This is a genomic window from Streptomyces sp. NPDC033177 (assembly GCF_055577715.1).
In genome coordinates, this window is sequence record NZ_JBVIPS010000008.1 from 369920 (window position 1) to 395026 (window position 25107).

Here is a 25107-nt window from a genome sequence, read left to right on the forward strand (position 1 = left end):
CCAGTACGAGGAGACAAGGTGCGCAACAAGGGGATATCCGCGCTGGTCTGCGCCGGATTCATGGCGGGCGCAGCCGTGCTCGGCGGGGCGGTGCCCGCGGCCGCGCAGGGCGACGCGAGTCCGGCGGCGGCCACCAAGGCAGACATCCGGGAGCGGTTGGAGAAGATCCCCGGCATGAAGGTCGTCTCCGTGGCCGACAGGGAGGGCCACCCCTTCTACACGCTCACCTACACGCAGCCCGTCGATCACGGCGATCCCCGCGCCGGCACGTTCACCCAGCGCGCCACGCTCTGGCACAAGGCCACGGACAAGCCGACCGTCCTCTACACCGGCGGCTACACCCTCGCCTCGAACACCACCGCCCTCACCAAGCTGATCGACGCCAACCAGGTCAGCGTCGAGCACCGCTACTTCGAGCAGTCCCGCCCCTCGGGCGCGGCGGGCTCCGACTGGTCGAAGCTCACCGTCCAGCAGGAGGCCGCCGACGAACACCGCCTCACCCAGGCGCTGCGCGGCATCGAGAAGGGCAAGTGGCTCGGCACGGGCGCGAGCAAGGGCGGCATGACGGCGACGTACCACGAGCGCTTCTACCCCGACGACCTGGACGCGGTCGTCGCCTTCGTGGCCCCGAACGACGCGAACAACAGGGACGACAGCGGCTACGAGCACTTCTTCAGGACGGTCGGCACGGCCGAGTGCCGCTCCGCGCTCGACGCCGTGCAGCGCGAGATGCTGGTACGCCGTGACGCGTTGCTGCCCAAGTTCGAGGCGGACGCGAAGGCCGCGGGCGACACCTTCGAGGAGACATTGGGCACCACCGACCGCGCCTACGAGTTCGCGGTGCTCGACCAGGTGTGGAACTTCTGGCAGAGCGGCACTGTCGACAACTGCCCGACCGTGCCCGACGCCAAGAAGGCCACCGACGACGAGCTCTACGACTGGTCGAAGAAGCACGGTTTCAGCGTCTACCAGGACGAGACCCTCGGCACGAACGGCACGGGCCCCTACTACCGCCAGGCCGCCGCCCAACTCGGCTGGGCCGACCTGAAGTTCAACCATCTCAGGGACGTCCGCCGCTACCCGGACATCTACCAGCCCAACTCGGTCCTCCCCGAGTCGATGCGCGGCACGTACAACAACAGGACCATCGCCGACGTCGACCGCTGGGTGAAGACCCGCGGCCAGCGGATGATGTTCATCTACGGCGAGAACGACCCGTGGAGCGCGGAAAAGTTCACCCCGAGCCACCGCGACTCCTACCGCTACGAGGCCCCCGCCTCCAACCACGGCGCCTCCATCGCCAAGCTCCCGGCGGCGGACCAGACGAAGGCCATCGCTACGATCAAGCGCTGGGCCGACGTGAAGTAGTCCGCCGTGGGATGGACTTGAGCAGGGGTGCGGCTATCAGTAGGCGGGCTCCTGCCAGGGTTGGTAGCAGGGCGCGGTAGTCGATCGTTTCGATGAGGGCCGCGCCCAGGGCGATGCCCAGTGCCGTCGGTGTGAACATCAGCGTGTTCGCGGTTGCCGCCGCGCGGCCCAGGAGCGCCCGTGGTGTCTCGCGCTGCACCGTCGTCATGCCCGCGATGAGCACGCAGGGCAGCCCCAGGCCGTTCGCGAGGCTGCCTGCCAGGGCCGACGCGTCGTACGGGAGCGCGTGCAGGGCCGCGGCGAGAGCGGTGAGCGCGATGCCCGCCCCGCCGAAGCGGCGCGCCCCGAAGCGGCGCATCAACGCCCCTGAGGCGACGCCCGCCACGACCGATCCGGCGCCCTGCACGAGGTACAGCACGCCGGTGTACGCGGGGGAGTGGCCGATGCCCTCCACGACCGCGTAGACCGCCGCCCCGCTGATCCCCGAGGTCAGCATCGTCAGGCCGCCCGCGACGACGAGGGGGCGCAACCGCGGGTGGTCCCACAAGTAGCGTGCCCCCTCGGCCGTCTGTGCCCGCCAGTTCCTCGCGTCCGGCACGGGGACGTCCTCACGTACCCGCAGCAGCATGAACATCCCCGCCGCGAGCACGAAGGTGGCGGCGTCCAGGAGTGCCACCTCGGCGCCACCGTAGGCCGCGAAGAGGCCCGCTCCGGCGAGCGGCGCGACCAGTTTCATGCCCTCGTTCGCCGCCATCCGCAGGCCGTTGAAGTCCGCGGTCAGCTCCTTGCCGACCGCCGCCGTCACCAGCGCCGCCTCCGCCGCGTCGGTGACGGCGCCGCACGCCCCGTACAGGAAGAGCACCGCGTAGAGGACCCACAGGGTGCCCGTGGAGTCGACGAACAGGAGCGAGGTCAGCAGGGCACCCAGGGTCAGGTTCGTGCCGATGAGCAGGGGCCTGCGGCGGGTGCGGTCGGCGACCGTGCCCAGGAGGGGGCCGATCAGGGCCGGGGCCCAGAGGGCGAAGGTGCAGAGGGCGGCCAGGCCGTCCGAGCCGGTCAGCTCCTTGACCCAGATCCCGGAGACCAGCCACATCGCTGAGCTCCCGAAACCGGAGACCAGCACCGCGCCCAGGCAGAGGCTCGCGTCGCGGTTGCGCAGGACCCGCGTGATCGTGGATGTCATGGCAGGTGATCGTGGTTCTAAGGACCCCGGCCCGGCATAGGGCAGGTGCGGTAGATGTGGTCCTCGTTCGTCTGTCCAGCTGGCCGGCTGTCCAGCGGCTTCTGGGCGATGAGTTCCGGGGTTCCGGCCGGTCTACAGGGCAGGACAGCGGTGTCTGGGGAAGGACCGCCGAGATTCAGGGCGAGATTCTGGAGGATTCATGACGGAGACGATCGACTTCGCGCCGCAGGCCCGGCTGGTGGCAGCCGTCGCGGAAGGCGTCACCGACGAGCAGCTCGCGGGGCCCACCCCCTGCCCGGAGTACCAAGTACGCCACCTGCTGGGTCACCTGGTCGGTCTCACGGGCGCGTTCCGGGACGCCGGGCGCAAGAACCTGGGACCGCAGCTCGACCAGAACCCGGGGGATTCCCTTCCCGACGTCGGCCCCGAGTGGCGCGCCGAACTGCCAAAGCTGCTCGACGAGTTGGTGGAGGCGTGGCGGGACCCGGCCGCGTACGAGGGCATGACGAGGGCGGGCGGCGTCGATCTGCCGGGTGTCGTCGCCGGGGCCGTGGCCATGGACGAACTCGTCGTGCACGGCTGGGACCTGGCGCGCGCGACGGGGCAGGCGTACGCACCTGACGAGGCGAGCCTCGCCGTGGCGCGGGAGTTGCTCACACCCCAGGAGGGCGACGCCTCTGAGGACAGCCCGTTCGGGCCCCCGGTGCCGGTGCCGGACGACGCCTCTCTCCTCGACCGCGTGGTCGGCCTCAGCGGCCGCGACCCGGGGTGGGCGCCCGGAGCGTGACCCCCAGGGCCTCCAAGCTTTCCCCGGATCAGGTATTGATCGGGTAAAGGGTCTCGCGGGGTGGCGTGTGATGCGCGTAGACAGGCCTTGACCTGCTTGAACACACGCCCCCGCACAGACAGACCCTGATCCGGAGAATCGCTCTATGCACACGTCCCTTCGGGCGGTCGGCATCGCCACCGCCTGTGCCGTCGCCGGCGCAGCGCTGTACGGCACCGGCGCGGCCACCGCCGACAACTCCTCGGCGCGGCACACCGCCGAACCCCAGAACATCGGCCTGCTCGTCGGCGAGATCGACGACTACTACGGCGCCTACGAGGACGCCGACGGCATCTGGCACTCCTCGCCCGACAGCCCGTACGCCAAGGATCTGGCACGCATTCAGGCGAAGGCGAAGAAGGACATCCGCAAGGCCGTCGCGCACGGCGGCGGAGAGGGCGGCGGACACGGCAAGAAGCCCGCGATCGTCCTCGATGTCGACGACACCTCGCTGCTCAGCCTCGACTACGAGAAGCGCACCAACTACACCTACGACAGCGCCACTTGGGACGCGTATGTGAAGGCAGCCAAGCGTCCCGCCGTCTTCGGCATGCCCGAACTCGTCAAGTACGCCAAGAGCAAGGGCGTCGAGGTCTTCTTCCTCACCGGTCTGAGCGAGTCGCAGCGCGAGGGCGCCGTCACGAACCTCGCAAGGGCCGGGTACGACACGCAGCTCGACACCACCCACGTCTTCACCAAGGACAAGACGGCCCCGCCCGCCTACCTGAGCGGCTGCGCCACGCCCGCCAAGTGGGAGTGCACCACCGTGCAGTTCAAGGAAGGCACCCGCAAGTACATCGAGTCGACCGGCCACAACATCGTCGGCAGCTTCGGCGACCAGGTCTCCGACCTCGCCGGTGGATACGCGGACAAGACCTACAAGCTGCCGAACCCCACGTATTTCGTGGAGTAGCCCCAGTAGCCCCCCGGCAGCTTCGGCGGGCGCTCGGCATAACTAGATAGGTTGCATTCCTGACTAGGTCGCTCTACGGTCTAGGTAGCTCACATGCTCATGGGGCCGTGCGGCACGCGTCGCGCGGCCCCTTCGGGAAGGGGGACCCCACCATGACCGCCTCGCTCTCACCGGAGTTCTCGGCCGCCTCCACGGTCATCACCGCCGCACTCGGCGCCTATCTGCTGTTCGGTGAGCCCTGGCTCGGCCGCCGTCTCTACGGCTCGCTCGCCCGCCGCCGCGACACCGAACCGCGCGCCCTCGTCGGCTACTTCACCTTCGTCCTCGTCTTCTGGTGGGTCCTCGCCGCGCTCGCCGCAGTGGTCCTGCTGCTCTCGCCCGCCATGGCCGCCGCCGATCTCGGCATCGTGGCGCCCGAGTCGCCGGTGACCACGGTCGTCGTCATCGTCACGATGGGCGCGGTCACGCTGGTGTCCGGACGCAAGATGCGCGCCCTCGCCGCGGGCGGCAGGAACGTGCCGGGGCTCGCCTCCATCCGCGCGATGCTGCCGCGCACGGCACAGGAGCGGCGCCTCGCGATCGCCGTCGCCGTGACCGACGGCATCTGCGCCGAACTCGTCTACCGCGGACTCCTGATCGCCTTCGCCGTCGGCGTGCTCGACCTCAATCTCTACGTGGCAGCAGCGCTTTCGGCGCTCATCTACGCCGCCGCCGGCGTCTACCAGGGCCGCAGCGGCGTCATCGCCTTCGGCCTCGTCGGGGCGCTGTTCGCCGGGCTGTACGTGTCGACCGGCAGCCTGCTGCTGCCCATCGCCGTCCACATCGCCCTCTCCGTAAGGGACTTGACGCTCCCCGAGCCGGAGCCGGTCACCAGCTTCCCCACGTACGAGCCGATCCCGAAGGGCAACTGACCATGACCGCACCCGCCTCCGGGGGCGCGAAGACCGACCGCCGGGCCAGCTGGTTCAAGGGCGTACTCGACCTGCTCGTCCTCGCGAGCCTCACCGACGGCGAAAGCTACGGGTACGAGATCGCCAAGCTGCTCGGCGCCGCCGGCTTCGGCCAGATCAAGGGCGGCACGCTCTACCCCGTGCTCAACCGCCTCGAAGAGGCGGGCCTGGTCGCCGCCGAGTTCCGGGCCACCGAGAAGGGGCCGGGCCGGCGCTACTACTCCCTGACGGACGACGGCCGCGCCACGCTCGGCGAGCAGGGCGGGCTGTGGCTCGCCTTCGACGGCTCCGTACGTGAGGTTCTGGCGAAGGCGGGTGTGCGATGAACGAGGGTTACGTGCGCGACAGCTACCTCCTCGACCTCGCCGACCGGCTGCGGGAACTCGGGCTGCCCGCCGACCGCGTCGAGGCCACCGTCACGGATCTCGGCGCGCATCTGGACGAGTCGGGCGGGGCCGATCCGGAGGCCGAGTTCGGCCCGGTCGACGAGTTCGCCCGCGAACTGGCACCGGCCGGGGTGCAGCGGCCCGACGCCCCCGGGGCGCACGTCGAGACATGGCGGTGGACCGCCGACACGTACGTCGACGAGGAGCTGCTGAACCGCTTCGGGGGTGAGGGCTGGGAGGTCGAGCGCGTCGACGCGCTCGGCCGTTTCGTCAGCCACCGTGACCTGGAGCGCCCGCAGCGCTGGGAGTACCGCCGTGAGCTGGTCACGCGGGGGCGTGAGGGGCTCGACGAGCGGCTGGCTCCCGACGGCTGGGAGGCCTGCGGGAACTGGATCGTCTACGCGTGGTTCAAGCGGCCGCTGGCTGCGAGCCTCGGGCCGGGGGCGGAGGTGGGGTCGCCGCCGCCTGCGCCGGGGCGGCGGAACTTTCTGAGCCGCAAGTTCTACCTCCTGGTGGCCGTGATGGTCGTTGTCGTCGTTCTGGCGGGATCGGCCGTTGCCATGAAGGACGGCGACACCGACTCGGGGCTCGGCTTCGCCGGGGGGCTTCTCGTGGGGGCTCTGCCAGTGGTCGCCCTGTGGGGCCGGCAGGTCTGGCGCTCGCGCCGTTGACCCCCGTGGGGTGCCGTCACTCCCGACCGGCACCCCGCGGGCACTCCGGCTACGACTTCAGCGCCGCCGACATCATCGCCTTCGCGATCGGTGCCGCCAGGCCGTTGCCGCTGACCTCGGACCTCGCCGCGTCCGAGGACTCGACGATGACCGCCACCGCGACCTCCTTGCCGTCGCTGCCCTTGGCGTACGACGTGAACCAGGCGTACGGCGTCTTGCTGTTGTTCTCGCCGTGCTGGGCCGTGCCCGTCTTGCCGCCCACGTCCGCGCCACTGATCTGCGCGTTCGTGCCCGTGCCCTTCTCGACGACCGTCTCCATCGCCGACTGCAGCTGACTCGCCGTGCTCTCGCTCATCACACGCTCCGAGTCCGCGTCGTCGAACGAGTCGAGCACGTCGCCGTTCGAGTCGGTGATCTGGGACACCATGTGCGGCGACACCAGCTCGCCGCCGTTGGCGATCGCCCCCGAGACCATCGACATCTGCAGCGGAGTCGCCGTGACGTCGAACTGGCCGATGCCGGTCAGCGCCGTCTGGGCCTTGTCCATGTCGGACGGATACACGCTCTCGGACGCGCGTACCGGCACGTCCAGCTTGTCGGTGTTGAAGCCCATCTTCTCGGCCATCGACTTGACCTTGTCCTGGCCCAGGTCGACGGCCATCTTCGCGAAGACGTTGTTGCACGAGTACTGCAGCGCCGTACGGATCGTGGCGTTCTCACAGGGCGCGCTCGCGCTCTCGTTCTTCAGGACCGTGCGCGTGCCGGGCAGCGTGTACGGGTTCGGGCTGTCGGTCCCGGTGTCCGCCGAGCCGTAGAGCCCGTCCTCCAGGGCCGCCGCCGCGACGACCAGCTTGAACGTCGAGCCGGGCGGCAGCGGCTGCCGCAGCGCGCGGTTGACCAGCGGTTTCTCCTTGTCCTTCAGGAGCGCCTGCCACTCCTTGGAGTCCGTGGAACCGCTGATGTCCGAGGGGTCGTACGAGGGCGTCGACACCATGCCGAGGATCTTGCCCGTCTTCGGGTCGACGGCGACGGCCGCGCCCTTCTTGTCGCCGAGCGACTTGTACGCGGCCTTCTGTACGGCCGGGTCGATCGTCGTGACCACGTCACCCGGGTCGGCGCGCTTGTTGGTGAGCGTGTCCATCGGGTTCTTCAGCCGGTTGTCGGTGCCGTCGAGGACGTCCTTGTAGATGCCCTCCAGCTGCGTGGCCCCGTACACCTGCGAGCTGTAGCCCGTGACGGACGAGTACAGATCACCGTCCTTGTACGTGCGCTTGTACTTGAGGTCGCCGCCCTTCGTCCGCTCGGAGCCGGTGACGGCCGCACCGCCCACGACGATGTCGCCCAGCGGGTTCGCGTACTGCTCGATCGCGTTGCGCCGGTTCAGCTTGTCTTCCGCGAGCGCCTTCGAGTCGTAGAACTGCACCCACGTCGCCCGCGCCAGGAGGGCGACGACGAGCAGCAGCGTGAAGACCGAGGCGTGCCTGATCGTCTTGTTCATCCCGTGAAAGGACGAGCGGCGCGGAGGTATTCGTTCCGTTCTGCCGGGTTTCTTAGAGATTCCTCATACTGCGGAGCCGCCACAACGGGGGTCTCAGTCGGTGTTCATGAAGCCCGCCTCGTACGCAGCGATCACCGCCTGCGTACGGTCCCGCGCCCCCGTCTTGGCGAGCACCGAGGCCACGTGCGTCTTCACCGTCGCCGGGCCCACGCCCATCCGCCCCGCGATCTCCGCGTTGGTCAGGCCCGCGGCCATCAGCCGCAGCACCTCGCTCTCGCGCCCCGTCAGCCTGCCCACCCAGGCCGGCGGCGCGGGCTTCGCACGCGCGTGCTCGGCGGCCAGGGCGCGCACCGCGGCGGGGAACAGCAGCGAGTCGCTGCGCGCGACGAGCCGCACCGCCTGCACGAGCGAGTCCGCGTCGGCCCGCTTGAGCAGGAACCCGGAGGCGCCGGCGCGCAGCGCCTCGTACACGTAGGAGTCGTTCTCGAACGTCGTCACGACCACGATGCGCGGCGGCTCCGCCTGCGTCCGCAGGATCTGCTCCGTGGCCCGGATGCCGTCGATCTCCGGCATGCGCACGTCCATGAGCACCACGTCGGGCCGCAGCTCGCGCACGACGGACACCGCCTCGGCGCCGCTCGCCGCCTCGCCGACGACCTCCAGATCGGGCTCGGCGGAGAGGATCACGCGCAGGGCGGTGCGCACCATGCGCTCGTCGTCGGCGAGCACGATGCGGATCGGGCCGACTGCCGTCTCGGTCATGCGGGTCCCTTCAGGGGAAGTCGTACGTTCAGTCGCCAGCTGCCGTCCGCCGGTCCTGCCTGGGCGGTGCCGCCCAGGAGCCGGGCACGATCGGTGATGCCGCGCAGGCCGTGGCCGCCGCCGGGGCGGGAGGCGGGGGCGCCGTGGGGCAGCGGGTTCTCCGCGAGGATCTCCAGGTCGGTGCCGTCGAGCGCGATCCGGAGGGTCACCGGGGCGTCGGGGTCCGCGTGGCGCAGCGCGTTGCTCAGGCTCTCCTGGACGATGCGGTACGCCTCGCGGGACACCATCGCGGGCAGGGCGTCCGGTCCTTCGGGGCCGAGATCGACCGTGGCCCGCACCCGCAGGCCGCCCGCGCGGGTGCGCTTGAGGAGCCCGTCGAGATCGGCCGAGAGCGTCGGGGCGGGTGCGGTCGGACTCGTCCGGTCGCCGCCGCCCTCCCGCAACACCCCAAGCACCGCGTCGAGTTCGCCCACCGTGCGCCGGGTCGTCTCCTCGATGGCGGCAAGGGCCTCGCGGACGAACTCCGGGTCACGGTCCAGGACCCTGCGGGCGGCGCTCGCCTGGAGCGTGACCGCGCTCAGGGCGTGGCCCACCGAGTCGTGCAGCTCCCGGGCGAGGCGATTGCGCACGGCGAGGTCCGCGGCGCGCTGCTCGGCCGCCGCGAGCCGGTCGGCGGACGAGGGCCCGAGGAGTGCGGGCGCCCAGCGCGCGAGCAGGCCCCCGGCCGCCGCCGCGCACCCAGCGAGCGCGACGAGGGAGAGGATCCCGATGGCCGGGGCGAGCGCCAGCATCCAGGTCTCGCCGAAGACTTCGGGCATCCCGATCCGGCTGTCCCGCAGTGCCGCGGCGAACGGCAGCGCGATCAGCACCGCCGCGAACGGCGGCAGGGCGAGGGACATTCCGCTGATGACCCCGCCGAACCCGAGGTGCAGCGTGAACCACGCGACGGTGCGGCCGCGCGCCTGCCGGGACCGTGCGGGCCCGTCGGCGAGCGCGTCGCCCGGCACGTCGCACAACGCGCGTACGGCGGCCACCGACATGGGCCGTGTGAGCGGGAAGAGCGCGGTGATCGCGGCCAGCGGCAACCCCACCGCGAACGCCGTGAGTTGCGAGGTGAGCGAGCCGAGCACGTTGTCCTCGCCGAGCAGCGGCCCGACCACGACGGAGCCCACGAAGACGTACGGCATGGCGAGCGCGCCGCCGAGGATCAGGTGAATCCAGCGGCGCCGCGTCCGCCGCCCGAACAGGGCCGGGAGGGCTGCCGCGAGTGTCCTCACGCCGGCTGCCGCGGGGCAGGGACGGCCGCGCCCGCCCGCTCCTTGAAGAAGACCACCCCGAGGGTGGCCACCAGTGCCCCGACGATCATCTGGACAGAGTAGGTCAGGAGCATCGCCGCCGTCGGCTGCCGGGCGATGTCTTCCTCGCCGAGGACCGAGGCGAACAGCAGCCAGCCGCCCCAGCAGGCGACCGCGCCCGAGCCGAGCCAGGCCAGTGCGAGCGGCACCTTGACGGGCAGCGCGGGAGCCCGCCGGAAGGTGAGGAGCAGACCGCCGGCGACCGCGGAGCCGAGGTAGATCATGTCCATCGCTTCGAGGACGTAGAAGTCGGTCGTACGCTCGTCGATCCGCGCCTCGCTGAGGCCGGCCGTGGAGCCGGTGACCCAGAGAAGGTGCATGACCAGGGGTGCGAGGGCGAGGAGGGCGGCGGCGAGGGCGACACCCCGCGGAAGGCTCCGGCGGCCGGGCGCTCCAGGCAGGTCCCGGACGAGGCCCCGCCACACGTGGCCCCAGCGGTCTCGCGCGTAGAGCACGAACAAAGCGCCGAGGGCGAGGCCTTGGATGATGAAGCCGCCGTAGACGACGCCGAAGACCCACTCGTGGAGGAAGGCCCCGCTGTCGCCGCCGCCCTGTGAGGGGCTGTTGACGCTGCCGCCGAGTGCCTTGACCAGGAGCTGGAGCGGGAACCCGGCCATGATCGGCGTGAGTAGACCGGTGGCGGCCCACATGGGGAACGCGAGCAGCCAGGCGGGGGTGCGCAGGCCCCAGGGGCGGGTCAGGAGCAGCGCGAGGACGATGACGCTCGCGTCCATCAGCAGGGTGAGACCGTTGGCGAAGATCATGGTGGTGCGGTGCTCGAGGAGGCTGCTGTCCTCGGGGATGCCGATGTGACTTCCCGCGATCCACGCGATCTTCAGGGTGAGGTACGGGAGGGCGGCGAGGATGGCGACGGTGCGCAGGGCCTGTCTCATGCGCCCCAGCCTTCCGGCGGAGGGACCCGGGCACCTCCTGCCAGGCGATGATCCGGGTCCGCCGTGCGGGGGAGGGGCCGGATCGATCAACCCGTCCGGCGTTCGAGGACGAACTTGGCGGAGCCGGTGATCGACGGTGCGCGAGGCTCCTACGCCAGCACCAACACCGCCTCGTCAATTTCCTCGCCCCGCGCATGCGCGAAGCCCCGCGACGCGGCGGTCACCCGGAAGCCACACTTCTCCAGTACCCGCAAGGACCCCGCGTTGTCCGCCGCGGCCCGTGCGTACAGCGGGCGCTCCGGCACCTCCGTGAGGAGAGCCCGCAGCGCGGCCGTGGCCAGCCCCCGGCCCCAGTAATAGCGGTCGATCCAGTACGTGACCTCCCGCTCGCCCGGCTCCCCGTACACCGCCGCGCTGCCCACCACGTCGCCGTCCGCGATGACCGTCCGCACGACCACGTCGGCCGACTCCCTGAGCCCCTTCCAATGGGCTTCAAAAAGCGCGCGGTCCGCCGACTTCGGCGACGTGAACGCGGCGACGCGGGTGGCCTCCGGATCGTTCATCTGCCGGTAGAAGACCGGGAGATCACTGTCGTGCACCGGTCGCAGACTGACATCCATGCTCATCGTGCTCCTGCTCGGGCTCTCCATGCTCAGAGCCTACGAGTCGCCAGTGTCAGCCGGTCCCGAGCGTCGAACAACGCGTCTTTCACCATCTGTTCGTGCGCCGGCGTCAGCCGCGCCACCGGCACGGAGCAGCTGATCGCGTCCCGCGCGGGCGTGCGGTACGGGATCGCGACGCCGAAGCAGCGCAGGCCGAGCGTGTTCTCCTCGCGGTCCACCGCGAAGCCCTGCTCGCGGACCGTGTGCAGCTCATCGATCAGCTTCTCGCGGTCGGTGATCGTGTGCTCGGTCAGCGCGGGCAGCGTCTCCGGGAGCATCTTGCGGACCTGCTCGTCGGTGTGGGTGGCGAGGAGCGCCTTGCCCAGGGACGTCGAGTGCGCGGGGAGGCGGCGGCCCACCCGCGTGAAGGGCCGCAGGTAGTGCTGCGACTGGCGCGTGGCCAGGTAGACGACGTTCGTGCCGTCCAGGCGCGCCAGGTGGATCGTCTCCGTGGTGTCGTCCGAGAGGCGGTCCAGCGTCGGCCGCGCCGCCGCCACCACCTCGTCACCGTCGATGTACGAGGTGCCGACAAGGAGGGCCCGTACCCCGATGCCGTACCGCGTGCCGGTCGCGTCCGTCTCGACCCAGCCGAGCTCCACCAGCGTACGAAGGAGCATGTAGAGGCTGGACTTGGGGTAACCGACGGCTTCCTGGACGGCGGCCAAAGAGTGCATTCCGGGACGTCCCGCGAAATACTCGAGCAACTCAACCGTCCGCACAGCGGACTTGACCTGTGCCCCGCCAGTCTCGCCAGCCGACATCGCCCTTGACCCCTTAGTTCGACGAGAAATAGTCTCCGAAGTCTCCGGTTCATCATCGGAGACAGCGTTCAGCATATCGAACAGCCCAGGTGGGTGGCAGCACATCTGTGGCATCACCTCTGGAGGACCCCGCGGTGGCAGCAGCACCAGTCTGGAGTGTCGACCCCCGAACCGGGAAGCAGCGCGAACAGGTTGCGGTCGAAGCCACAGTCCAGGAGGTGGACCAGGCGGTGCGTGCCGCCCTGGCCGCCAAGGACGCCCTGGCCGACCGCGGCGTACGCGCCGCCTTCCTGCGCTCCGCGGCCGAACTGCTCGACGCGGCCAAGGACCACCTGGTGGAGGCAGCGGACGCGGAGACCGCGCTCGGTCCCGTCCGGCTCACCGGTGAACTCGCCCGCACCTGCTACCAGTTGCGGGCCTTCGCGGACATCGTCGACGAGGGCGGCTTCCTGGGCGTCGTCATCGACCACCCCGACAGCAGCGCCACGCCACCCATCCCCGACCTGCGGCGCTACAAGATCCCGCTGGGCGTCGTGGCCGTCTACTCCGCGTCCAACTTCCCCTTCGCCTTCTCCGTCCCCGGCGGCGACACCGCGAGCGCGCTCGCCGCGGGCTGCCCCGTGGTCGTCAAGGCGCACCCGGACCACCCGGCCACCTCCGAGCTGGTGGCGTCGACGCTGCGCCGGGCCGCGGCCCGGCACGACATCCCCGAGGGCGTCCTCGGCCTCGTGCACGGCTTCGAAGCGGGCATCGAGCTCGTCAAGCACCCCCTGGTGTCCGGCGCTGGCTTCACGGGCTCCATCCGCGGCGGCCGCGCCCTCTTCGACGCGGCGGCGGCACGCCCCGTGCCGATTCCCTTCCACGGGGAGCTCGGCTCGCTCAACCCGGTCGTCGTGACCGAGGCCGCGGCCGTCGAACGCGCCGAGGAGATCGGCTCCGGTCTCGCGGGCTCGATGACGCTCGGCGTCGGCCAGTTCTGCGTCAAGCCCGGCCTGGTCTTCGCGCCGGCCGGCGCGGGCGGCGACCGGCTCCTGAAGTCCCTGACGGAGGCGGTCAGCGACACCGAGGCCGGGGTGCTCCTCGACCACCGGATGCGGGACAACTTCGTGGCGGGCGTGCGTGAGCGCGTCGAACTGCCGGACGTGGACGCGCCGGTGACGCCGGGCGCGGGCAGCGAGCACACGGTGAGCGCGGGCTTCCTGACGGTCCCCGCGGCGAAGCTCGCCTCCGAGGGCGAGCACGACCTGCTCCTGGAGGAGTGCTTCGGGCCGGTGACGGTCGTCGCGCGGTACGAGGACGACGCGGAGATCACCGCCGCCCTCACCCGGCTCTCCGGCAACCTCACGGCCACGGTGCAGCTGTCCGCCGAGGAGGCCGCGGGCCAGGGGCGCGGGGCCGCGCTGCTCGCCGAACTGACGCCGCTTGCCGGACGCCTGCTGGTCAACGGCTGGCCGACCGGGGTCGCGGTGGCGCCCGCGCAGCACCACGGCGGGCCCTACCCCGCGACGACGTCCACCTCCACCTCCGTGGGCGGTACGGCGATCGAGCGCTGGCTGCGGCCCGTGGCGTACCAGAACACACCGGAAGCGCTGCTCCCGCCCGAGTTGCGTGACGACAATCCGCTGGGGCTCCCGCGGCGCTACGAAGGGCGCCTGGAACACTGACGTCCATGGACGTCAACATCCCCGAACTGCCCTTCTCCTTGCGCACGTACGGACCCGACGGCAACTGGTCGTACGAGGACGGTGTGCTCACCGGCTGGGCGGGCGCCCGGCAGGACCGCTTCGTGCCGCCGACGGGCGAGGCGCTCGACCCCGCGTCGGACGCGCCTCGCCTGCTCGGTGCGCCCGAGGGCGACTTCCAGCTGATCGCGCGGGTGACGGTCGGTTTCGCGGCGGCGTTCGACGCGGGCGTCCTGTACCTGCACGTGGGCGACCGGGAGTGGGCCAAGCTCTGCCTGGAGCGGTCACCGGACGAGGCGACGGTCTGCACGGTCGTCACCCGCGGCCGTTCCGACGACGCGAACGCGTTCGTGGTGGACGGCAGCAGCGTCTGGCTCCGGATCAGCCGCACGGGCTCGGCGTTCGCCTTCCACGCCTCCCTGGACGGCGAGCGCTGGACGTTCGTGCGGATCTTCTCGCTGGGCGAGGAGAAGGCGGCGGGCGCGGCCCTGGTCGGCTTCATGGCGCAGTCGCCGGTGGGGGAGGGATGCGTGGTGACGTACGACGGCATCGAGTTCCGCCCGAACTGGCCCCAGGGTCTGCGGGACGGCTCGTAGGGGCGGGGCTCCGGCCCGCCCGGCGTTCGCACGCCCGGTTCGGGCCGCCTCGGAACTCAAGGCGCCCGGATCACGTCTATGGCAGCGTGATCCACTCAGTACTCCCCACGACGATGCGGACCATGATGCCGACCGTCATACGCAGCGCCCTCGCCGCCGACGCCCCGGCCCTCGCGGCCCTGCATGCCCGCGCCCGCGCCACGTACTACCCCGAGGGGCTGCCGGACGAAGCCGTCGACGGGGCGGCGATGTGGCGGGCGGGCATCGAGCGCCGCGGCGGGCATGTGCTGTGCGCGGTCCGCGAGGGTCGGATCGTGGGCATCGCCTCGTTCCGTACGCCCGACGGCGAGGCCGCGGGCAGCGTGACGCTCTTCCAGTTCCACGTCGACCCCGACCGCTGGCGTGCGGGGGTCGGCGCGGCGCTGCACGCCGCGTGCGTGGAGGAGTGGCGGGCGGACGGCATCCGGGAGGCCTCCCTGGACGTCCACCGCGAGAACACGCGGGCCCAGGCCTTCTACGCCCGCCACGGCTGGCAGGAGGCGGAGCCCGGCGAGGGCGCGGGCACGCATCTGCGGATGCGGCTTTCCGTGCCGGCCGGGGACGGGGAATGAGCGGGACAAGTCGTACGTTCTTCAACTGACCGGAGGGACCCTCCGCACACCGTTCGATTGAAGAGAGCTAGTCACATGCGCGTCGAGATCTGGTCCGATATCGCCTGTCCCTGGTGCTATGTCGGCAAGGCACGCTTCGAGAAGGCCCTCGCCGCCTTTCCGCACCGCGACGACGTCGAGGTGGTGCACCGCTCCTTCGAGCTGGACCCCTCGCGCGCCAAGGGCGACAGCGGGCTCGTGATCCCGATGCTCGCCAAGAAGTACGGCATGAGCGAGGAGCAGGCCCGGGAGGCCGAGCGGAACCTCGGTGTGAACGCCTCGTCCGAAGGACTCGACTACCTCACCGAGGGCCGCGACCACGGCAGTACCTTCGACATGCACCGCCTGCTGCACTTCGCCAAGGAGCAGGGCAGGCAGGACGAGCTGCTCGGGCTCCTCTACCGCGCCAACTTCGCCGAGGAGCGCTCCGTCTTCGACGACGACGAGCGGCTCGTGGAGCTCGCGGTCGCGGCCGGTCTCGACGCGGACGCGGCCCGCGAGGTGCTCGCCGACCCCTCCCGGTACGCCGACGACGTACGCACCGACGAGCGCGAGGCCGCCGAGCTCGGCGCTAACGGCGTGCCGTTCTTCGTCCTCGACCGCAAGTACGGCATCTCCGGCGCCCAGCCCGCCGATGTCTTCACGCAGGCCCTGGAGCAGGCGTGGGACAGCCGTTCGCCGCTCACCACGCTCGCGGACGGCGACGCCTGCGGCCCCGACGGCTGCGCGGTCCCGCAGGCCTGAACCCATCGGTGATGGACGTGGGTGCGACGGGGCGCGAGAGTTGTTCCCATGGGGAACATCAACGGCGCTGAGTTCGCGCCCACGTCGACGTATCTGAACACAGCGAGCTGCGGCCTGCTGCCGGCCAGGGCCGTCGAGGCGATCCAGGGCCTCGCGGCGGAGAACGGCGCGGGCAGACGCGGCGGCTCGGGCGACTTCGGGATCGTGCAGGCCGCCCGTGAGTCCTTCGCACGGCTCGTCGGAGTGCCGCACGCGCGCGTGGCCAACGGCGGATCGGTCGCCGTGCACGCCGGACTGATCGCGGCGGCGCAGCGGCCGGGCTCCGAAGTCCTCTTCCCCGAGGGCGACTTCAGCTCGATCATCAACCCCTTCGTGGTGCGCGGCGACCTCAAGATCCGCTACGCGCCCCTGGAGGACCTCGCCGGGGCGATCCGCCCCACCACGGCCCTCGTCGTGTACTCCGTCGTCCAGTCGGCCGACGGCCGGATCGCCGATGACGCGGCGGTGCGCGAGGCCGCCGCCGCCCACGGCGCCCGTACCCTCAACGACGCGACGCAGGCGGCGGGTTGGCTGCCCTTCGACGCGAGCCTGTACGACTACACCGTCACCGGTGCCTTCAAGTGGCTGCTCTGTCCGCGCGGCACGTCGTTCCTCACGGTGAGCGAGGAGGCGCAGGAGTCCCTCGTCCCGCTGCACGGCGGCTGGCTCGCGGCGGCGGAGAGCTGGAACGCCACCTACGGCCCGCTCGCCCAACTTGCCCCCGACGCGCGCCGGTTCGACGAACCGCCCGCTTTCCTCGCCTACCACGGCGCGGCCCAGGCGCTCGCATACCTGGAGGAGACCGGAATCGAAGCGGTCCACGCCCATGACACGGCGCTTGCGGCCCGCTATCGCGCCGGGCTCGCGGAGCTGGGCCACGAGCCGGTGCCCGGTGCGTCCCCCATCGTCTCCGTACCCGGACTCGCCGACAGGGAGGAGCAGTTGAGCAGGGCCGGGATCATTACATCCGCACGGGCGGGACACCTGAGGGCCTCGTTCCATCTGTACAACACCGAGGCGGACGTGGACCGCATCCTCGACGTGCTCTCCGGCTGAACCCTGGCGTGCCTGACCGTCGCGAGGGAGGGGCCGAGATGGCCTGGATCCTGGGGAGCGGGGCGGAGTCGGCGAGCGCGGGGCATGTCCTGACCCGGGCGGCTTCCCTGGCCTGGCTCTAGGGCCGCCGCAGGGGCCCCGGCCCTTATGCGCCGCCGCGTCTCGCCTCCAGGGGGCAGTCCGCCGTCTCCGTGCACAGGTTGGTCTCCACCTTGCCCAGGAGCCGCGCCAGCTCCGCCCGCTCCGTCTCGTCCAGGCCCGCCAGCGTGTGGGTCTCCAGTTCGCCCCAGGCCCGCTCCACCTGCGCCAGGAGGCCGCAGCTCGTGTCCGTGGCCTCGACCAGGACGGCCCGGCGGTCGTCCGGATCGGGGCGGCGGCGCACGTGTCCCGCCTGTTCGAGGCGCTGCAGCATCTTCGTGACCGTCGACGGGTCCAGGTCGACCGCCCTGATGAGTTCCGACTGCCGTACCGGCCCCGCGTCCCAGAGGTACATCATCACGAACTCCTGGCCGGGGTAGAGCCCGAGCCCCTTCAGCGCCTTGCCCGCCGCGATCCGGTGCAGCCGGGCGACACGGCTCACGGTGTGACTGACGGGCCCCTGCCGCGCGGCGGTAGGGAGCTCGGTACAGGCGGGGTCGGAGTCGGGGGCGGCCAAGTCGTTCATCGGGGCTCCAGCAGTGGGGTCAGCGGTGGCGTTCCACGTGTTCCAGAATATTAGCTTGGTCGGCCAAGGAATGAGTTACAGTGGCGCTCGGTTCCATTACTTGGCCGACCAATAACTTTCCCCTGGGGGCATCAGATGACCACCGCGTTCGACTCCCTCGACCTCGCGGGCACCCCGCTCGCCAACCGCATCGCCCTGGCTCCCATGACCCGGAGCCGGGCGGGCGAAGGCGGCACCGCCACGGAACTCACCGCCGAGTACTACGCCCAGCGCGCGTCGGCCGGCCTGATCATCACGGAGGGCATCCAGCCCTCCGCGGTCGGTCAGGGCTATCCGGACACCCCGGGCCTGCACTCCGACGAACAGGTCGCGTCATGGCGCAAGGTCACCTCCGCGGTGCACGCCGCGGGCGGCAGGATCTTCGCCCAGATCATGCACGTGGGCCGCATCGGCCACCCCGTACTGCTCCCCGACGGCCTGGTGAACGTGGCCCCCTCGCCCGTCGCGGCCCAGGGCCAGGTCTACACGGCCGAGGGCCCGAAGGACTTCGTCACGCCCCGCGAGCTCACAGGGGAGGAGATCCGCGCGACCATCGCCGACTTCGTGACCGCGGCCCGCAACGCCATCGACGCGGGCTTCGACGGGGTCGAACTGCACGGCGCCAACGGCTACTTGATCCACCAGTTCCTGGCGCCCGGCTCCAACAAGCGCACCGACGAATGGGGCGGCACCCCCGAGAACCGCATCCGCTTCGCGGTCGAGACCGCCAGGGCCGTCTCCGCCGAGATCGGCGCCGCCCGCACCGGACTGCGCCTGTCGCCCGGCAACCCCTTCAACGACATCTCCGAGCCGCAGCACGAGCTCGAAGCGACGTACACCGCGCTGGTGAAGGAGCTGAGCGCCCTGGACCTGGCGTACCTGCACGTCATGGAGGTGGGCCCGATCCGCGACCTGGTGACCACCCTGCGCCAGGGCTTCAACGGGCCCTTCATCCTGAACCCCGCGACCGAGGGCTCCACCGGGCCCGACGCGCTCGCCCTCGTCGAGGACGGCACCGCCGACGTCATCGCGTTCGGCGCGCTGTTCCTGGCCAACCCGGACCTGCCGGCCCGCCTCAAGGCCGAAGGCCCGTACAACACGCCTGACCCGTCCACCTTCTACGGCGGCACGGAGAAGGGCTACACGGACTACCCGTCGCTGTAAGCACGGAGCCCGGAGCCCACAACCCCAGAGCCAACAAGCAAGTGTGGCCCGGCACCCCCAGGTGCCGGGCCAACTCGCGTACGAGACTGCTTACTTCACCGGGGTGAAGTCCCGAGCCCCAATGTATTCCGGCCGCCGGACCGGCGCCGCGAACGGCTCCACCGCCGTGTTCTCCACACTGTTGAACACGATGAAGACGTTGCTTCGCGGGAAGGGCGTGATGTTGTCCCCCGAACCGTGCATGGCATTGCAGTCGAACCAGGTCGCGGAGCCCGCCTCACCGGTGAAGAGCCGGATGCCGTAGTCCGAGGCGAGGCTGGTGAGCGTCTCGTCCGAGGGAATGCCCGCGTCCTGCATCTGCAGGGACCGCTTGTAGTTGTCCTTCGGCGTCGCGCCTTCACAGCCGAGGAACGTCTTGTGCGACCCCGGCATGATCATCAGGCCGCCGTTGGTGTCGTGATTCTTGGTGAGCGCGATGGAGACGGAGACGGTCCGCATGTTCGCGAGTCCGTCCTCGGCGTGCCAGGTCTCGAAGTCGGAGTGCCAGTAGAACCCCGAGGCCCCGAAGCCGGGCTTGACGTTGATCCGGGACTGGTGGACGTACACGTCGGAACCCAGGATCTGCCGGGCCCGACCCACCACGCGCGGATCGGCGGCGAGCTTCGCGAACAGCTCGCTGATCTTGTGCACCTCAAAAATGGTGCGGATCTCCTGGGAGCGCGGCTCCACGATCGAGCGCTCGTCCGCCCGCATCGTGGGGTCGTCGATCAACCGCGAGAGCTCCGCGTGGTAGACGCTCACCTCGTCAGGGGTGATGAGCTGGTCGATCGCCAGGAATCCGTCCCGGTCGAACCCCGCCAGTTCGTCGGCCGTGATCGGCCCCGGCGTACCCGGCTCGGACCACACGACGGGGTCCTTGCGCTCGATGAGGACCTCTTCGGTGCCTCGCGTCGGGTACAGATCGGCGGTGCGTTCGGGTGCGGTGGTCATGGTGTTGCCTGCCTCTCCTCTCGTACGGCCCTTTCCGGGATGTACACCCCCGCCGCCCAGAGGAAAGGGCGGCGAGGGAGATTCTTGGGGCGTGCTCCGGCTAGGCCGGTTCCGGCTCCGTGAGCAGCGGGTACACGCCGTTCTCGTCGTGGTCCTCACGACCCGTGACGGGCGGGTTGAAGACACAGATGCAGTGGAAGTCCTCCTTGATCCGCATCGTGTGCTTCTCGTGCCCGTCGAGCAGGTACATGGTGCCCGGCGTGATCGTGTACTTCTCGCCGGTCGTGTCGTCGGTCAGCTCGGCCTCGCCCTTGGTGCACACGACGGCCTCGATGTGGTTGGCGTACCACATCGACGTCTCCGTACCCGCGTACAGGATGGTCTCGTGGACCGAGAAGCCCACCCGCTCCTTGGCGAGGACGATGCGCTTGCTCTCCCAGGTTCCGGACGCGGACTTCACGTGCCGGTCGGTGCCTTCAATGTCCTTGAACGAACGGACGATCACGGTGAGTTGGTTCCTTTTCTCTTACGGGGGTGAGGACGCGGCCCTGTGGCCGCTCAGGCGGTCTCGCGCACAGCGCGGGCGAGCGTACGAAGTCCTTCGTCCAGCTCGTCGGCGGTGATCGTCAGCGCCGGGAGGAGCTTGACGACCTCGCTCTCGGGGCCGGAGGTCTCGATCAGCAGACCGAGCTCGAAGGCGCGCTTGGCGATGGCGCCCGCGCGTGCCTTGTCGATGAACTCCATGCCCCAGACCAGGCCGCGGCCGCGGTACTCCTTGATGGCGCCGGGGTTCTCGTCGACGATCGCGGCGAAGGCCTCCTCGACCTGCTCGCCACGGGCACGGGTCTGCTTCTCCATGGCCGGGCCGTCGGACCAGTAGGTCTCCAGGGCGGCGGCGGCCGTGACGAACGCCGGGTTGTTGCCGCGGAAGGTGCCGTTGTGCTCGCCCGGCTCCCAGATGTCCAGCTCGGGCTTGAACAGCGTCAGGGCCATCGGCATGCCGTAGCCGCTGATGGACTTGGACACCGTCACGATGTCCGGCGTGATGCCCGCCTCCTCGAAGGAGAAGAACGCGCCGGTACGGCCGCAGCCCATCTGGATGTCGTCGACGATGAGCAGCATGTCCCAGCGCTCGCACACGTCGGCGAGCTTGCGGAGCCACTCGGCGCGGGCGACGTTGATGCCGCCCTCGCCCTGCACCGTCTCGACGATCACGGCGGCGGGCTGGTTGAGGCCGGAACCCTGGTCCTCGAGCAGACGCTCGAACCAGACGAAGTCGGGGGTCGTGCCCTCGAGGTAGCGGTCGAAGGGCATCGGCGTGCCGTGCACCAGCGGGATGCCGGCGCCGGCGCGCTTGAAGGCGTTGCCGGTCACGGCGAGCGAGCCGAGCGACATGCCGTGGAACGCGTTCGTGAACGACACGATCGACTCGCGGCCCTTGACCTTGCGGGCCAGCTTCAGCGCGGACTCGACGGCGTTGGTGCCCGTCGGGCCCGGGAACATGACCTTGTACGGCAGGTCACGGGGGCGCAGGATGATGTTCTGGAACGACTCCAGGAACGCGCGCTTGGCGGTCGTCGACATGTCGAGGCCATGGACGACGCTGTCGCGCTCCAGGTAGTCGATCAGGGCGCGTTTGAGGACCGGGTTGTTGTGGCCGTAGTTGAGCGAGCCGGCCCCGGCGAAGAAGTCGAGGTACGAGTGGCCGTCCTCGTCGAACATGCGGCTGCCCTGCGCACGGTCGAAGACAGTGGGCCAACCGCGGCAGTAGCTGCGCACCTCCGACTCCAGGGTCTCGAAGACGCTCAGGTCGGGCTGGGTGATGGTCACAGCAGATCTCCTGGGAGATGGAAAGACGTGGGAGGTGGGGGGATGACTGGTGGTGCGTGGGGGGATCGGCGGAACTCAGCCGACCGGCTCGACCGGTTCGATCTGCGCGACTTTCCCGGTCTGGGCTATCGGCTCGATGAGGAACAGGACCTCGGGCTCGTGCCCCTCGTCGGGGAAGAGCCCGGCGTCGAAGAGCACCGTGCGCTCGACGGACGCTCCGTGGCGCTGTGCGTACGAGGTGAAAAGCCGCTGGGACGGTGCGTTGTCCGGCGTGATGGTCGTTTCGACCGAGACCAGCTCCCGGTCGGCGGCGACCTTGGCGGTAAGGCCGTCGAGCAGTGCACCGGCAAGGCCGCGGCCGCGGTGCGCCTGGTCGACGGCCACCTGCCAGACCACCAGGGTGCGCGGCCGCTCGGGCCGGATGTAGCCGGTGATGAACCCGGCGGGCTCACCGTTCGCGTCCCTGGCCACCACGGAGGTCGCCGCGAAGTCACGGCACCACAGCAGGTAGCTGTACGAGGAGTTGAGGTCCAACACCTTCGAGTCGCGGGCGATGCGCCAGATGGCGGCACCGTCGGCGACGTCGGGGGTGTCGAGGCGCAACCCCTCGGGCATTTCCAGGGAATTCGCTAGCAGGTCGGTCGGTAGATCGGCTTGTGCAGCGGTCATGCGGATTGAATTTACCGAGCAATTTCTCGAATTGCATCGGCGGGAGGGGTTACGTAAGAGCGTTCGATGTGTTATCACGCGGGGGTGCGCGCCCGCAGGAAACCTCGGCAGTTTGGCCTGATTTGATGGGGTCATACGGAACAAAGCGGGCACGATGTGGAGTACGTCACAGAACCGTAACTCCCTCGAAGCATGTCCGGATTGTGAGACTTGGTGTTGTTGAAACCTTAGTGTTTAGGTCTCCGGAAAGCGGGCAGAAGAATACGGGAAGCTGTGCTGATAAAGAGGGCTGTGCTCATAAGTGGGCTGTGCCCAGAAGTGGATAAAGAAGCGGTGAGAATTCGTCCGTGAATTTACGTAGAGTATTTACGGCCCCGTTACGACCACTTCCTGCTCGCACATGCGCCTCAGGCCCAGGGTGAAGCTCCCCGTCGGCCACCTGCCGCCTACCGCCAGGCGGCCGTCACCGCGCGCCGGGCCGCTTCGAGGTCGACCGTGAGCCCGGCCTCGCCCATCGCGGCGCCCAGTGCGGCCAGCGAGGCGTGCACGACGCCACGGGTCGCGTCGGGACCGTAGTGGTTCACCCGGATCATCTCCGCGGCGAGGGCGCCACCACCGGCGACCAGCGGAAGCACCGGGTCCGCGGCGAGTGCCTTGGTGACGAGCAGCGAGGCGTCGACGCCCTCCGGGGCCCGCAGGGTCGTGGCGACCGGAGCCGCGTCCTTCGCCTCATGGACGTACGGGGTCAGGCCGCCGCCCAGGGCAAGCGCGCCCGCGCGCGTCGCCGCGGCGGCGGTCGCGTGCCGTGCCGTCAGCGCGTCAAGACCCTCCGCCTCGATGCGCTCCACACACGCCTCGAGGGCGAGCATCTCCAACTGGGCCGGGGCGTGCAGCAGCGCCTTGCGGCCACCGTCGATCCAGCGCTCCTTCCAGTCCAGGAGGGAGAGGTACGAGCGGCGCGGCGCCCGCGGATTGGCGGCCAGGCGCGTCCAGGCCCGCTCGCTCACGGAGACGGCCGAGACACCCGCAGGGCCACCCATCGCCTTCTGCGCGCCGATCACGCACAGGTCCACGCCCCACGCGTCCGGAAGCAGCGGCTCGGCGGCCACCGAGGCGACGGCGTCGAGCATGAAGAGGGCGCCGTGCTCGCGCACGACCTCACCGATCTCGGCGACGGGGTTGGTGTTGCCGGTCGCGGCCTCGGCGTGCACGAGCGAGACGAAGTCGATCTCGGGGTGCGCGGTGAGGGCCTCGCGCACCTGCTCGGCGGTGACGGCCGTGTGGAAGGGCACGGCGAGATCGACGACGGTCGCGCCGCAGTCCCGCAGCCAGTTCCCGAAGGTCTGCCCGTAAGGGCCGGTGATGACGTTCAGCGCGGTCGTGCCCGGCTGGGCCGCACCCCGGATACAGCCCTCCAGGGGCAGCAGCGCCTCGCCCTGCATGATCACGACGTCCTGCTCGGTGGAGAGCAGCCCGGCGACGCGCTCCTCGATGGAGGCGAAGTGCCGGGCACTCAAGGGGGCCAGGTCAAGGAATGGATGCGTCGTCACATGTGTCGTCACGGTGCTGTTCACTTCGCTGCTCACTTCGCTCACGAGTTCGTTCGGGCTGCCGGACCGAGCGTACCGACAGGCTCCTAAGCTGCTGTACATGAGCGATCACACGGTGCTGCACGTGAAGGGGCGGGTGCTCGTCGGCCCTGAGGAGGTCCGGGACGAATTGTGGGTGGTCGGGGGCCGGGTGACGTACGACCGCCCGTCGCGGGCGGCGGATATCACGACGATCGAGGGCTGGACGCTTCCCGGCCTGGTCGACGCGCACTGCCACGTGGGCCTGGACGCGCACGGCCCGGTGGAGCCGGAGGTGGCCGAGAAGCAGGCGCTGACCGACCGCGAGATCGGCACCCTCCTCATCCGTGACGCGGGTTCACCGTCCGACACCCGCTGGATCGACGACCGCGACGACCTGCCCCGAATCATCCGGGCGGGCCGCCACATCGCGCGTACGCGCCGCTACATCCGCAACTACGCCCACGAGATCGAGCCCGCCGACCTCGTCGCGTACGTCGCCCAGGAGGCCCGGCGCGGTGACGGCTGGGTCAAGCTGGTCGGCGACTGGATCGACCGCGACGCCGGAGACCTGACGGCGTGCTGGCCCCGGCCCGAGGTGGAGGCGGCGATCGCCGAGGCGCACCGCCTGGGCGCACGGGTGACGGCGCACTGTTTCGCCGAGGACTCCCTGCGGGACCTGGTGGAGGCGGGCATCGACTGCATCGAGCACGCCACCGGCCTGACCGAGGAGACCATTCCGCTCTTCGCCGAGCGGGGCGTCGCGATCGTCCCGACCCTGGTGAACATCGCGACGTTCCCGCAGCTCGCCGATGGCGGCGAGTCGAAGTTCCCCAAGTGGTCGCGGCACATGCGGCGGCTGTACGAGCGCCGCTACGACACCGTGCGGGCCGCCTACGACGCGGGCGTGCCGGTGTACGCGGGCACCGACGCGGGCGGTTCGCTGGCGCACGGCCTGGTCGCCGGCGAGGTGGCCGAGCTGCGGCTCGCCGGAATCCCGGCGGTGGACGCCCTGTCGGCGACGACCTGGGGAGCGAGGTCCTGGCTGGGACGCCCCGGTCTGGTGGAGGGAGCCCCGGCGGACCTGGTGGTGTACGGCGCCGACCCGCGGGAGGACGTCGGGGTACTGGCCGCGCCGCGGAGGGTGGTGCTGAACGGGAGGGTGGTGGGGTAGGGCGCTCGCTCCTC

The 25107-nt window shown here is 70.4% G+C and carries 26 protein-coding genes; 13 read left to right on the plus strand and 13 right to left on the minus strand.

What is annotated here, in order from left to right; translation table 11 throughout:
• The first annotated feature begins 18 nt into the window (after positions 1–18).
• A complete protein-coding gene (locus ACZ5U5_RS28005; protein ID WP_469026809.1) occupies positions 19–1368 on the plus strand; it encodes a S28 family serine protease in 1350 nt (449 codons plus the stop codon).
• Here ACZ5U5_RS28005 and ACZ5U5_RS28010 read toward each other — a convergent pair.
• Complete coding sequence (locus ACZ5U5_RS28010) at positions 1343–2551, minus strand: MFS transporter (protein ID WP_469026811.1); 1209 nt, start codon at positions 2549–2551, stop codon at positions 1343–1345. The two genes, ACZ5U5_RS28005 and ACZ5U5_RS28010, sit on opposite strands and share 26 nt — an antisense overlap.
• A 199-nt stretch (positions 2552–2750) precedes the next feature.
• Between ACZ5U5_RS28010 and ACZ5U5_RS28015 the strand changes: the two genes are divergently transcribed.
• The 5 genes from ACZ5U5_RS28015 to ACZ5U5_RS28035 all read left to right on the plus strand — a co-directional run bounded on the left by ACZ5U5_RS28015 (position 2751) and on the right by ACZ5U5_RS28035 (position 6297).
• Positions 2751–3338, plus strand: a complete 588-nt coding sequence (locus ACZ5U5_RS28015; protein WP_469026813.1) for a TIGR03086 family metal-binding protein — start codon at positions 2751–2753, stop codon at positions 3336–3338.
• Positions 3339–3483: 145 nt separating this feature from the next.
• On the plus strand, positions 3484–4290 hold the full coding sequence (locus tag ACZ5U5_RS28020; protein ID WP_469026814.1) for an HAD family acid phosphatase: 807 nt from the start codon (positions 3484–3486) through the stop codon (positions 4288–4290).
• Positions 4291–4442: 152 nt separating this feature from the next.
• Positions 4443–5201 carry a CPBP family intramembrane glutamic endopeptidase gene (locus tag ACZ5U5_RS28025; RefSeq protein ID WP_469026816.1) on the plus strand — a complete coding sequence of 253 codons (759 nt, stop codon included), beginning with the start codon at positions 4443–4445 and terminating at the stop codon, positions 5199–5201.
• Positions 5202–5203: 2 nt separating this feature from the next.
• Complete coding sequence (locus ACZ5U5_RS28030; RefSeq protein ID WP_363208000.1) at positions 5204–5566, plus strand: PadR family transcriptional regulator; 363 nt, start codon at positions 5204–5206, stop codon at positions 5564–5566.
• The gene (locus tag ACZ5U5_RS28035) at positions 5563–6297 is read left to right on the plus strand and encodes a hypothetical protein (RefSeq protein ID WP_469026819.1); all 735 of its coding nucleotides are present in this window, start codon (positions 5563–5565) and stop codon (positions 6295–6297) included. The genes ACZ5U5_RS28030 and ACZ5U5_RS28035 overlap by 4 nt, the downstream gene beginning before the upstream one ends.
• A 49-nt stretch (positions 6298–6346) precedes the next feature.
• On the opposite strand, the gene ACZ5U5_RS28040 is transcribed toward ACZ5U5_RS28035, so the two are convergent.
• The 6 genes from ACZ5U5_RS28040 to ACZ5U5_RS28065 form a co-directional block, all read right to left on the minus strand.
• Complete coding sequence (locus tag ACZ5U5_RS28040) at positions 6347–7795, minus strand: peptidoglycan D,D-transpeptidase FtsI family protein (RefSeq protein WP_469026821.1); 1449 nt, start codon at positions 7793–7795, stop codon at positions 6347–6349.
• Positions 7796–7888: 93 nt separating this feature from the next.
• Complete coding sequence (locus ACZ5U5_RS28045; protein WP_469026824.1) at positions 7889–8557, minus strand: response regulator transcription factor; 669 nt, start codon at positions 8555–8557, stop codon at positions 7889–7891.
• Positions 8554–9834 (minus strand): sensor histidine kinase, encoded by a 1281-nt coding sequence (locus tag ACZ5U5_RS28050; RefSeq protein ID WP_469026826.1) that lies wholly within the window; start codon positions 9832–9834, stop codon positions 8554–8556. Before ACZ5U5_RS28050 ends, ACZ5U5_RS28045 begins: the two co-directional genes overlap by 4 nt.
• Positions 9831–10805 (minus strand): hypothetical protein, encoded by a 975-nt coding sequence (locus ACZ5U5_RS28055; RefSeq protein WP_469026829.1) that lies wholly within the window; start codon positions 10803–10805, stop codon positions 9831–9833. Before ACZ5U5_RS28055 ends, ACZ5U5_RS28050 begins: the two co-directional genes overlap by 4 nt.
• 149 nt (positions 10806–10954) lie before the next feature.
• A complete protein-coding gene (locus ACZ5U5_RS28060; protein ID WP_469026831.1) occupies positions 10955–11425 on the minus strand; it encodes a GNAT family N-acetyltransferase in 471 nt (156 codons plus the stop codon).
• A gap of 32 nt (positions 11426–11457) precedes the next feature.
• Entirely contained in the window at positions 11458–12228 is a 771-nt protein-coding gene (locus ACZ5U5_RS28065; protein WP_469026834.1) for an IclR family transcriptional regulator, read from the minus strand.
• Positions 12229–12362: 134 nt separating this feature from the next.
• Between ACZ5U5_RS28065 and ACZ5U5_RS28070 the strand changes: the two genes are divergently transcribed.
• From ACZ5U5_RS28070 to ACZ5U5_RS28090, 5 genes are all read left to right on the plus strand, one after another.
• Positions 12363–13892 (plus strand): aldehyde dehydrogenase (NADP(+)), encoded by a 1530-nt coding sequence (locus ACZ5U5_RS28070; protein ID WP_469026837.1) that lies wholly within the window; start codon positions 12363–12365, stop codon positions 13890–13892.
• A gap of 5 nt (positions 13893–13897) precedes the next feature.
• Entirely contained in the window at positions 13898–14506 is a 609-nt protein-coding gene (locus tag ACZ5U5_RS28075) for a DUF1349 domain-containing protein (protein WP_469026839.1), read from the plus strand.
• A 122-nt stretch (positions 14507–14628) separates the two neighbouring features.
• A complete protein-coding gene (locus ACZ5U5_RS28080) occupies positions 14629–15117 on the plus strand; it encodes a GNAT family N-acetyltransferase (protein WP_469026842.1) in 489 nt (162 codons plus the stop codon).
• A gap of 75 nt (positions 15118–15192) precedes the next feature.
• A complete protein-coding gene (locus tag ACZ5U5_RS28085) occupies positions 15193–15900 on the plus strand; it encodes a DsbA family oxidoreductase (protein WP_469026844.1) in 708 nt (235 codons plus the stop codon).
• A gap of 48 nt (positions 15901–15948) precedes the next feature.
• Positions 15949–16995 (plus strand): aminotransferase class V-fold PLP-dependent enzyme, encoded by a 1047-nt coding sequence (locus ACZ5U5_RS28090; protein ID WP_469026846.1) that lies wholly within the window; start codon positions 15949–15951, stop codon positions 16993–16995.
• Positions 16996–17140: 145 nt separating this feature from the next.
• Here the strand turns inward: ACZ5U5_RS28090 and ACZ5U5_RS28095 are convergent, their stop codons facing one another.
• Positions 17141–17659 (minus strand): MarR family winged helix-turn-helix transcriptional regulator, encoded by a 519-nt coding sequence (locus ACZ5U5_RS28095; protein ID WP_469026849.1) that lies wholly within the window; start codon positions 17657–17659, stop codon positions 17141–17143.
• 135 nt (positions 17660–17794) lie between these two features.
• Between ACZ5U5_RS28095 and ACZ5U5_RS28100 the strand changes: the two genes are divergently transcribed.
• On the plus strand, positions 17795–18862 hold the full coding sequence (locus ACZ5U5_RS28100; protein ID WP_469026851.1) for an alkene reductase: 1068 nt from the start codon (positions 17795–17797) through the stop codon (positions 18860–18862).
• 90 nt (positions 18863–18952) lie between these two features.
• Here ACZ5U5_RS28100 and thpD read toward each other — a convergent pair whose 3' ends face one another.
• The 5 genes from thpD to ACZ5U5_RS28125 form a co-directional block, all read right to left on the minus strand.
• Complete coding sequence (gene thpD / locus ACZ5U5_RS28105; protein WP_363207983.1) at positions 18953–19852, minus strand: ectoine hydroxylase; 900 nt, start codon at positions 19850–19852, stop codon at positions 18953–18955.
• Between the two features lie 100 nt (positions 19853–19952).
• Positions 19953–20357 carry an ectoine synthase gene (locus ACZ5U5_RS28110; protein ID WP_361826232.1) on the minus strand — a complete coding sequence of 135 codons (405 nt, stop codon included), beginning with the start codon at positions 20355–20357 and terminating at the stop codon, positions 19953–19955.
• A 53-nt stretch (positions 20358–20410) separates the two neighbouring features.
• On the minus strand, positions 20411–21682 hold the full coding sequence (gene ectB / locus ACZ5U5_RS28115; protein ID WP_367040581.1) for a diaminobutyrate--2-oxoglutarate transaminase: 1272 nt from the start codon (positions 21680–21682) through the stop codon (positions 20411–20413).
• A 75-nt stretch (positions 21683–21757) separates the two neighbouring features.
• Positions 21758–22351 carry a diaminobutyrate acetyltransferase gene (gene ectA / locus ACZ5U5_RS28120; protein ID WP_363207981.1) on the minus strand — a complete coding sequence of 198 codons (594 nt, stop codon included), beginning with the start codon at positions 22349–22351 and terminating at the stop codon, positions 21758–21760.
• A gap of 446 nt (positions 22352–22797) precedes the next feature.
• Positions 22798–23925, minus strand: a complete 1128-nt coding sequence (locus ACZ5U5_RS28125) for a pyridoxal-phosphate-dependent aminotransferase family protein (protein WP_469026855.1) — start codon at positions 23923–23925, stop codon at positions 22798–22800.
• Between the two features lie 76 nt (positions 23926–24001).
• Between ACZ5U5_RS28125 and ACZ5U5_RS28130 the strand changes: the two genes are divergently transcribed.
• Entirely contained in the window at positions 24002–25093 is a 1092-nt protein-coding gene (locus ACZ5U5_RS28130; protein ID WP_469026857.1) for an amidohydrolase family protein, read from the plus strand.
• Positions 25094–25107: the final 14 nt, after the last annotated feature.

What these genes read in the sequence shown, in the direction of transcription:
- ACZ5U5_RS28040 (WP_469026821.1), bottom strand. Translation starts at nt 7,795, where the DNA reads ATGAACAAGACGATCAGGCACGCCTCGGTCTTCACGCTGCTGCTCGTC.
- ACZ5U5_RS28085 (WP_469026844.1), top strand. Translation starts at nt 15,193, where the DNA reads ATGCGCGTCGAGATCTGGTCCGATATCGCCTGTCCCTGGTGCTATGTC.
- ACZ5U5_RS28100 (WP_469026851.1), top strand. Translation starts at nt 17,795, where the DNA reads ATGACCACCGCGTTCGACTCCCTCGACCTCGCGGGCACCCCGCTCGCC.
- ACZ5U5_RS28035 (WP_469026819.1), top strand. Translation starts at nt 5,563, where the DNA reads ATGAACGAGGGTTACGTGCGCGACAGCTACCTCCTCGACCTCGCCGAC.
- ACZ5U5_RS28015 (WP_469026813.1), top strand. Translation starts at nt 2,751, where the DNA reads ATGACGGAGACGATCGACTTCGCGCCGCAGGCCCGGCTGGTGGCAGCC.
- ACZ5U5_RS28080 (WP_469026842.1), top strand. Translation starts at nt 14,629, where the DNA reads ATGATGCCGACCGTCATACGCAGCGCCCTCGCCGCCGACGCCCCGGCC.
- ACZ5U5_RS28090 (WP_469026846.1), top strand. Translation starts at nt 15,949, where the DNA reads ATGGGGAACATCAACGGCGCTGAGTTCGCGCCCACGTCGACGTATCTG.
- ACZ5U5_RS28095 (WP_469026849.1), bottom strand. Translation starts at nt 17,659, where the DNA reads ATGAACGACTTGGCCGCCCCCGACTCCGACCCCGCCTGTACCGAGCTC.
- ectA (WP_363207981.1), bottom strand. Translation starts at nt 22,351, where the DNA reads ATGACCGCTGCACAAGCCGATCTACCGACCGACCTGCTAGCGAATTCC.
- ACZ5U5_RS28045 (WP_469026824.1), bottom strand. Translation starts at nt 8,557, where the DNA reads ATGACCGAGACGGCAGTCGGCCCGATCCGCATCGTGCTCGCCGACGAC.
- ACZ5U5_RS28010 (WP_469026811.1), bottom strand. Translation starts at nt 2,551, where the DNA reads ATGACATCCACGATCACGCGGGTCCTGCGCAACCGCGACGCGAGCCTC.
- ACZ5U5_RS28030 (WP_363208000.1), top strand. Translation starts at nt 5,204, where the DNA reads ATGACCGCACCCGCCTCCGGGGGCGCGAAGACCGACCGCCGGGCCAGC.
- ACZ5U5_RS28065 (WP_469026834.1), bottom strand. Translation starts at nt 12,228, where the DNA reads ATGTCGGCTGGCGAGACTGGCGGGGCACAGGTCAAGTCCGCTGTGCGG.
- ACZ5U5_RS28130 (WP_469026857.1), top strand. Translation starts at nt 24,002, where the DNA reads ATGAGCGATCACACGGTGCTGCACGTGAAGGGGCGGGTGCTCGTCGGC.
- ACZ5U5_RS28055 (WP_469026829.1), bottom strand. Translation starts at nt 10,805, where the DNA reads ATGAGACAGGCCCTGCGCACCGTCGCCATCCTCGCCGCCCTCCCGTAC.
- ACZ5U5_RS28075 (WP_469026839.1), top strand. Translation starts at nt 13,898, where the DNA reads ATGGACGTCAACATCCCCGAACTGCCCTTCTCCTTGCGCACGTACGGA.
- thpD (WP_363207983.1), bottom strand. Translation starts at nt 19,852, where the DNA reads ATGACCACCGCACCCGAACGCACCGCCGATCTGTACCCGACGCGAGGC.
- ACZ5U5_RS28020 (WP_469026814.1), top strand. Translation starts at nt 3,484, where the DNA reads ATGCACACGTCCCTTCGGGCGGTCGGCATCGCCACCGCCTGTGCCGTC.
- ACZ5U5_RS28025 (WP_469026816.1), top strand. Translation starts at nt 4,443, where the DNA reads ATGACCGCCTCGCTCTCACCGGAGTTCTCGGCCGCCTCCACGGTCATC.
- ACZ5U5_RS28060 (WP_469026831.1), bottom strand. Translation starts at nt 11,425, where the DNA reads ATGGATGTCAGTCTGCGACCGGTGCACGACAGTGATCTCCCGGTCTTC.